This is a genomic window from Streptomyces sp. NPDC039462, from assembly GCF_055639375.1.
Genome location: NZ_JBVKAO010000003.1, coordinates 175867 through 189131, shown reverse-complemented (window position 1 = coordinate 189131; position 13265 = coordinate 175867). Strand labels below are relative to the sequence as shown.

15 protein-coding genes are annotated in these 13265 nt (G+C 70.7%); 6 read left to right on the top strand and 9 right to left on the bottom strand.

The genetic code is table 11. From position 1 onward, the window contains the following. Positions 1-33: 33 nt before the first annotated feature. Positions 34-408, bottom strand: a complete 375-nt coding sequence (locus ACZ7LU_RS17985; protein WP_471917189.1) for an ArsR/SmtB family transcription factor — start codon at positions 406-408, stop codon at positions 34-36. Positions 409-557: 149 nt separating this feature from the next. Here ACZ7LU_RS17985 and ACZ7LU_RS17980 point away from each other — a divergent pair, with 149 nt between their 5' ends. Continuing rightward, the gene (locus ACZ7LU_RS17980; protein ID WP_471917188.1) at positions 558-1637 is read left to right on the top strand and encodes an NADH:flavin oxidoreductase/NADH oxidase; all 1080 of its coding nucleotides are present in this window, start codon (positions 558-560) and stop codon (positions 1635-1637) included. A 31-nt stretch (positions 1638-1668) separates the two neighbouring features. Here the strand turns inward: ACZ7LU_RS17980 and ACZ7LU_RS17975 are convergent, their stop codons facing one another. Together ACZ7LU_RS17975 and ACZ7LU_RS17970 are read right to left on the bottom strand one after the other, a co-directional pair. Then, a complete protein-coding gene (locus ACZ7LU_RS17975) occupies positions 1669-2673 on the bottom strand; it encodes a transporter substrate-binding domain-containing protein (protein WP_471917187.1) in 1005 nt (334 codons plus the stop codon). An 18-nt stretch (positions 2674-2691) separates the two neighbouring features. Beyond that, positions 2692-3420 carry a hypothetical protein gene (locus ACZ7LU_RS17970; protein ID WP_471917186.1) on the bottom strand — a complete coding sequence of 243 codons (729 nt, stop codon included), beginning with the start codon at positions 3418-3420 and terminating at the stop codon, positions 2692-2694. A gap of 130 nt (positions 3421-3550) precedes the next feature. Here ACZ7LU_RS17970 and ACZ7LU_RS17965 point away from each other — a divergent pair, with 130 nt between their 5' ends. Further along, the gene (locus ACZ7LU_RS17965) at positions 3551-3853 is read left to right on the top strand and encodes a DUF3040 domain-containing protein (RefSeq protein WP_398308395.1); all 303 of its coding nucleotides are present in this window, start codon (positions 3551-3553) and stop codon (positions 3851-3853) included. Between the two features lie 19 nt (positions 3854-3872). Here the strand turns inward: ACZ7LU_RS17965 and ACZ7LU_RS17960 are convergent, their stop codons facing one another. Next, positions 3873-4136 (bottom strand): GlsB/YeaQ/YmgE family stress response membrane protein, encoded by a 264-nt coding sequence (locus tag ACZ7LU_RS17960; protein ID WP_398308397.1) that lies wholly within the window; start codon positions 4134-4136, stop codon positions 3873-3875. A gap of 159 nt (positions 4137-4295) precedes the next feature. Continuing rightward, on the bottom strand, positions 4296-4679 hold the full coding sequence (locus ACZ7LU_RS17955) for a VOC family protein (protein WP_398308399.1): 384 nt from the start codon (positions 4677-4679) through the stop codon (positions 4296-4298). Positions 4680-4771: 92 nt separating this feature from the next. On the opposite strand from ACZ7LU_RS17955, the gene ACZ7LU_RS17950 reads away from it, so the two are divergent. Continuing rightward, entirely contained in the window at positions 4772-5173 is a 402-nt protein-coding gene (locus ACZ7LU_RS17950) for a WhiB family transcriptional regulator (RefSeq protein ID WP_471917185.1), read from the top strand. 57 nt (positions 5174-5230) lie between these two features. Here ACZ7LU_RS17950 and ACZ7LU_RS17945 read toward each other — a convergent pair whose 3' ends face one another. The 4 genes from ACZ7LU_RS17945 to ACZ7LU_RS17930 form a co-directional block, all read right to left on the bottom strand. Continuing rightward, positions 5231-5599, bottom strand: coding sequence for a DUF6479 family protein (locus tag ACZ7LU_RS17945; RefSeq protein WP_398308403.1), 369 nt, complete (start codon positions 5597-5599; stop codon positions 5231-5233). Between the two features lie 60 nt (positions 5600-5659). Next, positions 5660-6478, bottom strand: coding sequence for a transporter substrate-binding domain-containing protein (locus ACZ7LU_RS17940; RefSeq protein ID WP_471917184.1), 819 nt, complete (start codon positions 6476-6478; stop codon positions 5660-5662). 85 nt (positions 6479-6563) lie between these two features. Continuing rightward, positions 6564-8138, bottom strand: a complete 1575-nt coding sequence (locus ACZ7LU_RS17935) for a M81 family metallopeptidase (RefSeq protein WP_471917183.1) — start codon at positions 8136-8138, stop codon at positions 6564-6566. Continuing rightward, on the bottom strand, positions 8135-9325 hold the full coding sequence (locus tag ACZ7LU_RS17930) for an ROK family protein (RefSeq protein WP_471917182.1): 1191 nt from the start codon (positions 9323-9325) through the stop codon (positions 8135-8137). Before ACZ7LU_RS17930 ends, ACZ7LU_RS17935 begins: the two co-directional genes overlap by 4 nt. Before the next feature lie 209 nt (positions 9326-9534). Between ACZ7LU_RS17930 and ACZ7LU_RS17925 the strand changes: the two genes are divergently transcribed. The 3 genes from ACZ7LU_RS17925 to ACZ7LU_RS17915 are packed head-to-tail and all read left to right on the top strand — an operon-like array spanning position 9535 to position 13261. After that, positions 9535-11385, top strand: coding sequence for a peptide ABC transporter substrate-binding protein (locus ACZ7LU_RS17925; RefSeq protein WP_471917181.1), 1851 nt, complete (start codon positions 9535-9537; stop codon positions 11383-11385). After that, positions 11382-12359 carry an ABC transporter permease gene (locus ACZ7LU_RS17920; RefSeq protein WP_468309393.1) on the top strand — a complete coding sequence of 326 codons (978 nt, stop codon included), beginning with the start codon at positions 11382-11384 and terminating at the stop codon, positions 12357-12359. Before ACZ7LU_RS17925 ends, ACZ7LU_RS17920 begins: the two co-directional genes overlap by 4 nt. Further along, on the top strand, positions 12356-13261 hold the full coding sequence (locus ACZ7LU_RS17915; protein WP_471917180.1) for an ABC transporter permease: 906 nt from the start codon (positions 12356-12358) through the stop codon (positions 13259-13261). The genes ACZ7LU_RS17920 and ACZ7LU_RS17915 overlap by 4 nt, the downstream gene beginning before the upstream one ends. Positions 13262-13265: the final 4 nt, after the last annotated feature.

Genomic DNA, 13265 nt, shown 5'->3' with positions numbered 1-13265 from the left:
CGCGGCCCGGGCGGTGACTGGAACCGGGCCGGTTCAGCTCTCTTCGCAGAGGCGGTCGGCCTGGCGGGCCGCCGCGGCCAGGACGCTGTCGAGCAGGCCGGGGAAGAGGGCGTCGAGGTCGTCGCGGCGCAGCACGTTCAGCTTGGCGGTGCCGCGGTAGATCTGCCGGATGACGCCGCTCTCGCGCAGCACCCGGAAGTGGTGCGTGCACGTGGACTTGGTGACGGGCAGCTCGAAGTAGGAACAGGAGAGTCCGGCCGCGCCCTCCTCCCGGGCCAGCGCCCGGACCACCCGCATCCGCATCGGATCGGCGAGGGCGTGCAGCACGGCTTCGAGGCGGATCTCATCGGGCTCGGGGTGGGCGAGCGTCCTGCTGCTCGCGCTGCCGGTCGCGGCGGCGGTCGTCATGGCGGCTCCACTTCGTCCTGTGCGCCCCGAGCGCTTGGTCCCCGGGTCCCTGGGCGCCATTGTACGAGAGTCATCGTAGTTTGACATCCGCCGTACTACGAGGTCTATCGTACGAGGAGCACATCAGCCCCGACGAATGGGAGCCCGCCGTGAGCGCGCTGTTCGAGCCCTACACCCTGCGATCGCTGACCATCCCGAACCGGGTCTGGATGCCCCCGATGTGCCAGTACTCGGCGGCGCCCGAGGGACCCGGGGCGGGAGTCCCGCAGGACTGGCACTTCGCGCACTACGCGGCCCGCGCCACCGGTGGCACCGGCCTGATCATCGTCGAGGCCACCGCGGTCAGCGCCGAGGGCCGCATCAGCCCGTACGACCTGGGCATCTGGAACGACACCCAGGCCGAGGCGTTCCGCCGCGTCACGGACTTCCTGCGGGGCCAGGGCACCGTCCCGGCGATCCAGCTCGCCCACGCGGGCCGCAAGGCGTCCACCGACCGGCCGTGGAAGGGCGGCGCCCCGGTCGGCGCGGACCAGTACGGCTGGCAGCCGGTCGCGCCCAGCGCGGTCGCCTTCGACGAGCGGCACCCCGTGCCGACGGAGCTCACCGTCGAGGAGATCCACGAGGTCGTGGAGCAGTTCGCCGACGCCGCGCGGCGCTCGCTCGCCGCGGGCTTCGACATCGCCGAGATCCACGGCGCCCACGGCTATCTGATCGGCGAGTTCCTCTCCCCGCACAGCAACAAGCGCACCGACGCGTACGGCGGCTCGTACGAGAACCGCACGCGCTTCGCGCTCGAGGTCGTCGACGCCGTACGGGCCGTGTGGCCCGAGGACAAGCCGCTGTTCTTCCGCATCTCCGCCACCGACTGGCTGGACGAGGCGGGCTGGACGGCGGACGACACGGTCCGCTTCGCCACCGACCTCAAGGAACACGGCATCGACCTGCTCGACGTCTCCACGGGCGGCAACGCCGCGGGCGTCAGGATCCCCGTCGGGCCCGGCTACCAAGTCCCGTTCGCCGCGCGGGTGAAGGCCGAGACGGAGCTGCCCGTCGCCGCGGTCGGCCTGATCACCGAAGTCGCACAGGCCGAGAAGATCCTGGCCAACGGCGAGGCGGACGCCGTCCTGCTCGGCCGCGAACTGCTGCGCGACCCCTCGTGGGCGCGGCGCGCGGCACGTGAACTCGGCGCCGAGGTGCACGTGCCGGACCAGTACCACCGCTCCGTCTGAGCTGGGCGCACACGGGCGTCTCGTGCGGGGGCTAGTGGCCCCCGCACGACGTCTCGGCGAGCGCCTCGAACTCGTCGTCGGTGGGCTTGTACTGCTGCTCGAAGTCGGCCAGGCGCTCGGTGATGTCGGAGAAGTGGGCCCGGAAGGCGAGCGCCCACTGGGTGTCGAGGAAGCGCTTGAGGGCGCCGTTCAGTTTGCGGCAGTCCGCCTCGTGGCCCTCGCGCAGGCCGATTCCGTAGAACTGCAGCTTCTTGACGGTGATGTTGCGGACCACCTTCACGTCGTTCTTGTACCGCGGGTCCTGCGCGAAGCCCTCAAGGATGATCTTGTCGGTCCAGACGGCGTCGAAGTTGCCCCGCGTGAGATCCCGCACGCACGTCTTGTAGCTGTTGCGCAGCTCGGCCACCACGTTCGGGCCCAGCGCGTCGCGCACGGACTTCTTCGCCTTGTCGTCCTGCTCGCTCTCGGGGTCGCCGGTGGACCCGCGCACGCTGCACACCCGCTTGCCGTCGACGTCCGCCAGCCTGTTGATGCCCCGTTCCTTCTCACGGACGAGCACGCCCTGGTAAGTCTTGAGGTAGGGGGCGGTGAAGTCGATCTTCTTGTCCCGCGGCTCGGTGATCGAGTACGTGGCCACCACCAGGTCCATGCTGCGCTCGCGCAGCACCTTCTCGCGGTTGCGGGACTGGACGTCCCAGTCGGCTGCCTTGAAGTCCAGATCACTGCCGAGGAACTGCACCAACTGCGCCTCGAAACCGGCGAAGTCGTCCTCCTCCTCGCTGCGCGTGCTGAAGCCGGGCTGCCCCTTCTTGACGGCGATGTTGAGCGTCTCCTTCTCGAAGAGGGACGCGTGGCCGCTTCCGGCAGAGCCGCCGGCGCGGGACGGCGACGCGGTGCCGGGCCCGTCGTCGGTGCCCCCGCCGCCACCGCCGCACGCGGCGACCAGGGTGGACAGGGAGAGAGCCAGCAGGCATGCGGTGGGCAGTCGGGGGCGCGGCACTCGACGGGACGACGGCGTTCTGCCGGACGTGGACACTGTGGCACTCTCCTTCGGCTACCGGCGGTACTCCGCCTTCTCCAGCGTCAGCTCGACCCGGCAGTGCGCGCCACCGGCCAGCTGGATGTCGACCGACACCTCGGGGCCGGGGTCGTCGAGCGTGAGGGTCGTGCTGAACGTCTCCTCCAGCTCGACGGGCGCCTTGGCCCCGATGTCCTTTCCCTGGAACCTCAGCTTGCCCATCCGCAGGCACGGCGATGCGCCCGCCGCGCCGTCCCGTGCCGTGAACGAGAGCCTCAACTCGTCGTTGCCGCCCGGTCGTGCCTCGACGTCGAGCCGCGCCGTCGCGCCCGCGGCCAGGGTGCCGCCCGTCAGGTGCGCGTCGCCCGTGACGTCGTCGGGCCGCGCCGCGAGGACCCACCACAGGACGCCCCCGATGACGGCCGCCGCGGTGAACGCCGCGAGGAAAGCCAGCAGATGCTGCGTGACCTCCTTGCGCTCGTCCCGGCGCGCGTAGAGCGTCATGGCGGACACATACGCGATGAATCCGCCGCCCGCGACCGTCAGGGCGGTCGCCGAGTCACCGATCACCGCGATGGCGACGAGGATGAGCATCAGCACGAGGTGGACGGTGAACAGCACCGTGAAGTAGCGCCTGCCCTCGGGGTCCGGCGCCGGGCCGCCGGCTCCGCCCGGGCCTTCCGTGCCGCCCGGGCCTTCCGTGCCGCCCGTGCCCTCCTGGGCCGACCCGCCGCCCGGCGGAACGGGCTTCGACTGCGCGACCAACTGGAACCCCTCCCCCGTGCGAGCGGTACATGCGGACGGCAAGGATGCCACAGAGAGTGACGCGAGAGGCATCAATAGACGCCAAGTCACGCATACTCGGAGGGAGTTGTAAGGACTAAGAGGGGCGACGATGTCGACAGATCGGCTTCCGGAGCACGAGCAGCGCATCCTCGACGAGATGGAAGCGGCTCTGCGGAACGACCGCCGGCTCAAGACCCGCATGTGGCTCCTGCGCGCCGGGCGCCGCGTACGCGCCGCCCTCACGCATACGCCGCGCCCGCTCACCGTGGCCTTCTTCGCCACCGTGTCCTGCACGCTCCTCGTCATCGGCATCCGCACGTCGGCCACCGGTGCGATCTGGGCCTTCGCCTTCCTGTGGCCGCTCACGCTGATCGGGTTCCTGCGGCTGCTGTGCCGGTGGACGGAGCCGTGAGGCGGGCCCGGTGAGAGGTTCAGCGGCGCAGCTTCACCCGGTCGAGGGCCGCGACTCCGAGGGCCGCCAGGGCGATCTGGATGAGCCACTCGCCCCAGTCCACGCCGTCGGTGTCGGCGACGCCGAGGCCCGCAGCCACGGCCGTGCCGATGAGCGCCGCGACGATGCCGACGGCGATCGTCCACAGCAGGCCGATGCGCTGCCGCCCGGGTATGACGAGCCTGCCCAGAATGCCGATGAGGGCGCCGATCAGAATCGCGCTGATGAGTCCTGAAATCTCCATCACTGCCCCTTGGTCGGATCCGTTCGTTACTGTGTTCGGACCCACCGAGTGCCCGTGGACGGGCCCCGCAATCCGGTTCCGGCGCGGGCGGGGGGACTCACGCCCCGGTCGGTTCGGGGCGTTCGGCGTTCACTCGGAGATCGTTCACTCGGAGATCGTTCACTCGGGGATCGCGGCCAGCGTGAAGGAGTGCCCGGCCGGGTCGGAGTAGGTGCGGGTGTCGCGCGGCCCGTTGTTGTCCTTCGTGTCCACGGGCCGCGCGCCGAGACCGACCGCCTCGCGCTCGGCCTCGTCCATGTCGTGCCGGGCCACCATGATCCTCAGGTGGGCCTGCTGCGAGTCCTCCGGACGGGGCCAGCTCGGCGGAATGTAGTCGCGCTCCCTGTGCACGGCCAGGCAGACGCCGTTCTCGTTGGTGACCTCTACGTAATCGGGGTCCTTGCTCAACTGCACCTCGGCGCCCAGCAGTCCGGCATAGAACTCGGCGAGCCTCTCGGGCTCCGAACAGTCCAGTACGAGCACGGTGTTCTTGTGGACGGTCATGGTGACCGGGTCCCCCGGGCCCTCCCGCCCAAACGGCCCCCGGTTTCCGGGCCTTGGCCCTGGGAACCCGCGCCGACATGGAGTGGTTGAGCATGCTGAGCATGGAGTGGCTGGAGAAGGCCGCCTGTACCGAAGAGGATCCGGAGCTGTTCTTTCCCGTCGGCACGGCGGGACCCGCCGCGCGGGACACCGCCGCCGCCAAGGAGGTCTGCGCGCAATGCGAGGTGAGGGTGCAGTGCCTGGCCTGGGCGCTCAAGGCCGGGGAGAGCGGTGTGTGGGGCGGGACGTGCGCGGAGGAACGGGCGGACCTGCGGAGAAAGGCGCAGTGGTCGCACGCGGTCCGGTCGGCGCGGTCTGCACGGTCCGACGGGTCGTCGCCCTCGTCCCGGTCCGACGGGTCGTCGCCCTCGTCCCGGCCTGACCGGTCGTCGCGCTCGTCCCGGCCTGACCGGTCGTCGCGCTCCGCTCGGTCGGCGCGGTCCGCGGCGACGTGACGGCGCTGCCGCAGGCCGCGCCCTGACGGGGACGCGGCCGCGGGGCTCGCCGTGGCCTCAGCCGCGCGTGCCGGGGCCGCCGCTGCCGAAGGCGCCGCTGCTCCCCCGGTTCCAGCGCCGGCGCCGCTGGTCGTCGCTCCGCTTGGAGGCGACGTTGCCCGACCCCTTCAACTGATGAGGGGTCAGCCTGCCGCCGTCGCGGGGGACTTCGTCGGGTTCGCGGTGCTCCACGACCGCCCCGACGGGGCCTTCGGCGGGCAGCCGTGGCTGCTCCTGCGGCTTCGGCGGACGCTGCTCCCTGCCGCGGACCCGGATCCCGAACCACACGGCCCAGATCAGCAGGACGGCGATCCCCAGTCCGGTGAGGAACGGCGCGAGTCCGCCCCCGGGCACGGCTGCCAGTTGTTCCACGCTGAGATACGTCATGGGCGCCGAGTACCCCCGCCGCCCGTCACCACCCGTCGGAAAGGGCCCGTCCGGATCCGCTCACCCCATCCACTCCGCCTCGTACTTCGCATACGTCCCGTCGTGCGTCGCGAGGTGCACGAACTGGTCGACGTACGCCTTGAACTCGTCGTCGCCGCGCGGCATCGCGTACGCCTTCTCGGCGAAGGTGAAGGGCTTGTCGGGGTGGAGGGAGCACAGTTCGGGGTGGATCTTCGACTGGTAGAGCGTCTCGCTCGCGTCCGTCATCATCACGTCCGCCCGGCCGTCGATGATCTCCTCGAAGATCGTGGTGTTCTCCGGGTGCAGCTTGATCGTGGCCCGCTTGATGTTCGCCCGGGCGAACTGCTCGTTCGTGCCGCCGGGGTTGACGACGACGGTCGTGCCCGGCCTGTCGATGTCCGCGAGCGCGCCCGCCCCGAACCTCTCCTTGTCGGCACAGCGCACGATCGGGGCCTTGCCGTCCTCGCGCGTGGGCTCGCTGAAGTAGACCTGGCGGGCGCGCGGCAGGGTGATCGAGACGCCGCCGACGCCGATGTCGCAACGCCTCGCCGCGACGTCCTTGGTCAAGTTCGCCCAAGTCGTGGCGGTGAACTTCGGCTTGGCCTCCAGGCTCTTCGCGAGGTCCCGCGCCATCTTGATGTCGATGCCGCTGTACGTTCCTTCGGCGGGGTCCAGCTTCGTGAAGGGGGCGTAGTCGCCGGTCGTACAGACGTTCAGGACGCCCTTCTTCGGCACGGTGTCCAAGAGGCTGCGCGCATGGTGGCCGTCCGGCCGGCGGCCCGCGTCGGGAGAGGCGGGCGCGGCGGCCGTGACGGCCAGCAGACAGACCAGTGCGGACAAGGTGGCAGCACGCTTCACAGGGAACTCCTCTGCGCGAAGGACGTACGACGGCGGCTCGAAGGGATCACCTTCGCAGACCCGTTCGCGCGGGTGAACCCCCTTCTCAGGGAGCGAGCGGGGTGAGCAGTGCCGGGGTCAGGTCCGGCGCCCCGCCGTCGTAGGCGTCCTCGTCGAACGGGTACAGCGGCCGCTCCACCCGGTGGTGGCCGAGGCGCGGCAGGTCCTGGTCGACGCCGCCCGGCGTGAGGGCGAGGAGCCAGTCGGCCGCCATGGCGTGGAGTTCGGGCTCCAGGTAGCCGATCTTCACGACCACGAGGTCGTACGTACGGGGGTCGATGCCGAGGCCGCCCTCCGCCGGGCCCATGAAGTCGGCGAGCGTGTGGAACGGCTTGCGGCGCTCGACGAGGATGACGGTGAGGCCGCCGCTGCGCACGGCCGCCATGTCGACACCGCGGTCGTACGCGCCGCCCTCCGCGCGGTCCTTCTGATCGGTGGCCCGCTGCAGCGCGACGACAGTGCCGGTGAGTTCGTACGGCCCGCCGTGATGCGGGTCGACCTTGCCGCCGACGCTCAGCGTGACCTCCGCGCCCACGCCCGCGTCGAAGCAGTGGGCGACGGCGACCGGGTCGGTGATGCCGGGGTGGACCGCGGTGACCCGGCCGCCGCGGATCGCGTCGTTCTCGAGCAGTTTGCCGAGCATGTACGCGAGGTCGCCCGCGCCGCCCGCCGTCGGGTTGTCGCCCGAGTCGCTGATCAGGAAGGGGCGCCGGGGTGAGGCCACCGCCTTCTCGACGCACTCCTCGGCGGTGCCCGTCGGGCCGACGAAGACGAAGTCGCGGCGCGCGTCCCAGTAGCGGCGGGCCAGTTTCCCGGCCTCGGCGGCGGCGAGTCCGGCGTCTTCGCCGGTGACGACGACGGCGGCCTGGCAGCGCGGTTCGTCGGCCCAGGCGTAGCCGACCCACAGCGCGGCGTCGAGGATGCCGGGCAGTCGCTCGATCTCGGCGAGGGAGGCGTAGAGGGACCTGGCGGGCTCCAGGCGGGTGCTGGTCTTCTCACCGGGCAGGAGGACCGGGACCTGGACCCAGGCGCGGTGCGGCCGGGTGCCGTCGATGAGGCAGCGCACGAGGTTGCGGGCCGCGCGTTCGCGGGTCTCCCAGGCGTCCTCGTGCGGGGCGAGGCGGTGGGCGGTGAGCAGGTCGACGGGCTCGGCGAAGCGGCGCGAGACGTTGCCGTGCAGGTCCATGGCGGCGGAGATCATCGGCCGTCCCGTGCCGTCCGGGGTGCCGACGGAGTCCAGGGCCGCGCGGACCGCTTCGCTGAGGTCGGCCTCGGCGTCGGTGAGGCCGACGACGCTCATCGCGCCGTGGATGTCGTACACGAGGCCGTCGAGCGGGCCCGCCGCGCGTAGGCGCGTGACCAGTTCGTCCTTCAGCGTCAGGTACGACTCGGCTTCCACCGGTCCGCCGGGCAGTGAGGTGGCGTGCAGCAGGGGCACCCATTCGACGGTGTCCGCGAGGTCGGAGTCCGCCCGGGTCCAGGTGTAGCGGTCGAGGAGCTCCTGGCCGCGGGTTCGGCGGAAGTCGTCGGTGGTGGAGCGGTGCGGGCAGAACGTGGACGACTCGATGCCGATGCCGCCGATGCCGATGCGCAGGCGGCGACGGTGCGCGGAGGGGGTCATGCGGGTGCGCTCTCTTCCTGGGGGGCGGGGGTCGCCGGGGTGGTCGGGAGGTGGTGGCGCAGGGCGGTGAGGCCGGCGCCGAGGAGGCCCGCGTCGACGCCCGTGACGGTCGTGGTGATCTCCAGGTCGGCCGTGGCGAGGGGCAGGCAGCGTTCGTAGAGCACCCCGCGCACGGCGGCGACCAGGGGTTCTGCCGTGGCGAGGACGCCGCCGAGGGCCACGGCCTGCGGGTTGAAGAAGTTGACGACGACGGACAGGACCGTGCCGATGTGCCGTCCCGCGCTGCGGACGAGGGTGGTGGCCTGCGGGTCGCCGTCCGCGACGAGCCGCAGCAGGCCTGCGGTGTCGGTCACTTCGACGCCCTGCCGGGCCAGTTCGCGGATCAGCGCCGCGCCGCTCGCGACGGTCTCCAGGCAGCCGATGTTGCCGCAACTGCACGGGCGGTCGCCCGCGGCGTCGACGCGGACGTGGCTGATGTCGCCCGCGCTGCCGTTGGCACCGTCGTGCGGGCGGCCCGCGGAGATGACACCGCTGCCGATGCCGCGTCCGGCCTTGACGACGACGAGGTGGTCGAGGCCGGGACGCGCGACGCGGTGCTCGCCGACCGCCATCATCGTGGCGTCGTTGTCGACGGTGACGGGGATGCCGAGCCGCTCGGCGAGGACGTCGCGCAGCGGGTAGCGGTGCCAGCCGGGCATGCGGGAGGGGCTGAGGACGAGGCCGGTGGCGGGCTGCACGGGGCCGGGGAAGGCCACGCCGAACGCGCGCACCGTCCGGCCTTCCTCCCGCTGGCGGGTGATCAGCGCCTCGGCCTGGCCGCAGAGCCAGTCCACCGCGGACTCCGGGCCCGCGGTGATGTCGTGCGGCAGGTCGACGGCGTCGGTGACGGTGCCGCCGAGGTCGACCGCGCCGAGCCGCGCGTGGTGGCTGCCGAGGTCCGCGGCGAGGGCCACGCCTCCGTGTGCGGCCACGCGCAGCAGCCGGGGCCTGCGGCCGCCGCGCGAGGCGCCCTCGCCGGACTCGCTGAGCACTCCGGCGTCGACGAGTTCCTGCACGCGCAGGGAGACCGTCGAGGGGGCGAGGCCCAGCTCGCGTACGAGGTCGGCCCGGGACGTGGCCGCTCCCGAGGAGACCAGGTGCACGATGTGCTGCGCCGAGCCGGGCTCGTCGCGTGGTCGTTCGGTCATGCCTGCCGCCCCCAGTTGTTTCGGAATCTTCGTTCGAGACCGACACGAACTCTAGGTTCGATCAAAGCAAGTTGGCCAGCCCCGCCGGGTTTTCCACTTCTTGCCGAATGAAGCTATTGACTTGGTTTTCGCGCCCGGCCTAGCGTTCGGGCGCCGCCCCGTCGTTCTCCGGCACGGGCCGGCCCCGTACCCCTTGGAGGCCCATCGCCATGCGCTCATTCAGGTCCGCCAGGTCCGCGGCGGCCGCGCTGCTCGTCCTCGCGGCGGCCCTCACCGGATGCACCCGCGAGGGCGGCCGCATCGACATGGGCCCCACCGGTGGCACGCCCGTCGAGGGCGGCACGGCGACCATGGCGCTGCCACCCGCCGCGACGCCCAACTGGATCTTCCCGATCGGCGCGCCGGGCTATGGCGCCTCGTACAACTACGGGATCAATTCGCTGCTGTTCACGCCGGTGTACGACGCCGTGCAGGACGAGGCGAAGGGCGAGCTGACCACGCACGGCCCCGGCACGCTGGGCCTCGCGCCGAAGTACGGCGACGGCAACAGGACCGTGACGGTGCCGCTGCGCAAGGGCGTCGAGTGGTCCGACGGGAAGCCGGTCACCGCCCGCGACCTGGAGTTCTGGTTCCACCTGGTGAAGGCCAACAAGGCGGAGTGGGGCAGCTATTCGGTCGGCACGATGCCGGACAACGTCAAGCGGTTCGAGACGCTCGACGCCCACACCGTGCGGCTGCACCTGACCCGTGCGTACAACCCGGACTGGTTCACGGCCAACCAGCTCACCCTGCTGCGGGCGCTCCCCCAGCACGCCTGGGACGCGAAGACCGACGGCGGGCGCATCGGCGACTGGGACCGCACGCCCGCCGGCGCCAAGGCGGTCTTCGCGCGTCTGACGAAGCACGCCAAAAGCCTCGGCTCGTACGGCTCCGACCCGCTCTGGAAGACGGTCAACGGCCCCTGGAAGCTGGCTGATTGGCGCGACAGCGGACAGGTCACCATCGTCCCGAACGAGAAGTACACCGGTCCCGAGTCGGAGCGCCCGCACCTGGACAAGGTGGTCTTCAAACCGTTCACGACGGCCGACTCCGAGTACAACGTGCTGCGTTCGGGCGGCGTCGACTACGGCTACATCCCGCCGTCGGTGCTGGCACAGAAGGAGAAGTTCCAGGACAAGGGCTACCGCGTCGATCCGTGGGAGGGCTGGGCGACGACGTACATCGTCTACAACTTCAACTCCACGCACGGCGGCCCGATGATGGACCAGCTCTACATCCGGCAGGCCATGCAGCACCTCGTCGACCAGGAGGCGATGAGCGACGTCATCTGGCAGGGCAGCGCCACGCCGACGCTCGGTCCTGTGCCGGTGACGCCGAAGAGCCAGTACCTGTCCCCCGAGATGGAGAAGAACAAGTACCCGTTCTCCGTCGACAAGGCCCGGCGGCTCCTCGAATCCCACGGCTGGCGGACCAAGGACGGCACGGCACGCTGCGTACGCCCCGGCACGGGAGCCGACCGGTGCGGCAAGGGCATCGAGAAGGACACTCCGCTCGAACTGACCCTGCTCTCCCAGTCGGGGTCGACCGAGACGACGAACATGATGCAGGAACTGAAGTCGTCCCTGTCCAAGGCGGGCATCGAACTGACCGTGCGCCAGCAGCCGTTGAACTCGGTGCTCGGCAACTCCGTCCCCTGCACGGCGAAGGACCCCGGCTGCGACTGGGACATGTCGTTCTTCGGGACGGCAGGCAGCTGGTACTACCCGCTCAACCCCAGCGGTGAGCAGCTCTTCTCGACGGGCGCGTCCGCCAACTTCGGCAACTACAGCGACAAGAAGGCCGACCGCATCCTGCGGGGCATGCAGTACTCCCCCGACATGAAGCCCGTGCACGAGTACGGCGAGTACCTCGCCGAGCAGCTGCCCGTCATGTGGATGCCCAATCCGGCGTACCAGGTCTCGGTGATCCGCAACGACCTGCGCGGGGTCGAGCAGAACCCGACCGTCACCTTCGCTCCCCAGCACTGGTACTACGTCAAGAAGAAGGGAGCCGAGAAGTGACCAGCTCCGCCGGCCCCACCGGCTTCACCGGATTCCTGGTCAAGCGCTTCCTCCAGGCGCTCGTCGTCCTCTTCCTGGTGTCGGTGATCGTCTTCGTGCTCCTGCACCTGCTGCCGGGCGGCCCCGCCCGCGCCATCCTCGGCCCGAAGGGCACGCCGCAGCAGATCGAGCACTTCAACCACCAGCAGGGGTACGACCGTTCGCTGCCCATGCAGTACGCGATGTACCTGAAGCGGCTGCTCACGGGTGATCTCGGCGAGTCCTTCAAGCTCAACTCGCCCGTCTTCGACCTGCTGAAGCAGCGCCTGCCGAAGACGCTGCTCCTGACCGTCCTGTCCACCGTGCTCGCCGTCGTCATCGCGGTCCCGCTCGGGCTGCTGCAGGCCGTACGGCGTGGCAAGGCGTCGGACTACGCCCTGACGGGCCTCGCCTTCCTGCTGTACGCGACGCCGGTGTTCTTCCTCGGCCTCATCATGATCATCCTGTTCGCACAGGTCATGCCCATCCTCCCGGCGGAGGCACCCCAGGGCGAGACGGTCGGTGAACTCCTCGGCGACGTCACCGGGTTGGTGCTTCCGGTGGTCACCATGGCGTTCGGCATCGTCGCGATGTTCAGCCGCTACATGCGCTCGGCGGTGCTCGACAACCTCACCGAGGAATACGTCCGTACGGCGATGGCCAAGGGCCAGTCGAGCCGCCGGATCATGGTCAGGCATGTCCTGCGCAACGCCCTGATCCCCCTCGCGACGCTCCTCGGCCTCTATTTGCCGACGCTGTTCAGCGGCGCCCTCGTCGTCGAGTCGATGTTCAACTACCCCGGCATGGGGCTGCTGTTCTGGAACGCCGCGCAGGGCTCCGACTTCCCCGTCCTGCTCGGCGTGACGCTCGTCGTCGGTGTCGCCACCGTCGTCGGCTCACTGCTCACCGATGTCCTGTACGCCGTCCTCGACCCCCGGATACGGAGCGTGGCATGACCACCACCGCTGCCCCCGCGACCGCGCCGGGCCACGAGGACGCCGAGCGGGCCACGCCCTCGCTTGCCCGCCGCACGCTGCGGGTCTTCACCGGCAACAAGCTCGCCCTGACGGGCGTGGTGGTGCTGGTCCTGCTGCTCGCCTTCAGCTACCTCGGCCCGTTGGTGTACGACACCGAGCAGGTGCACACCGACCTGTCGCAGGCGAACCTCCCGCCCGGCAGCCCCGGCCACCTCCTCGGCACCACCGACCTCGGCTACGACATGATCGGCCGCCTGATGGTCGCGGGGCAGACCTCACTGGAGATCGGCCTGGCGGCAGGCCTCCTCGCCACGCTCTTCGGCACCGTCTACGGCGCGGTCTCCGGCTACTTCGGCGGCTGGGTCGACGCCACGATGATGCGGATCACGGACGCGGCGCTCGCCATCCCCGCGATGTTCCTGCTCGTCGTGGTCGCCGCGATCGTCACCCCCGGCAAGGGCGTCCTCGTCATGATCATCGCGGCGGTGGCGTGGCTGTCCCCCGCCCGCCTGGTGCGCGGCGAGGCGCTGGCGCTGCGCGACCGCGAGTACGTGCAGGCCATGCGGGTGATGGGCGGGGGCGGCACACGCGCCGTCTTCAAGCACATCGTGCCGAACGCGATCGGCACGGTCATCGTCAACTGCACGTTCCAGATCGCCGACGCGATCCTCTACGTCAGCTACCTCGCGTTCCTCGGCCTGAGCATCCCGCCGCCCTCGGCGGACTGGGGATCGATGCTGTCGGCCGGCATCACCTACACCCAGAACGGCTACTGGTGGCTGATCTTCCCGCCGGGCATCGCGATCGTGCTGGTCGTCGCCGCGTTCAACTTCATCGGTGACGGACTGCGGGACGCGTTCGAAGTACGGCTGCGGAAGTAGAGGG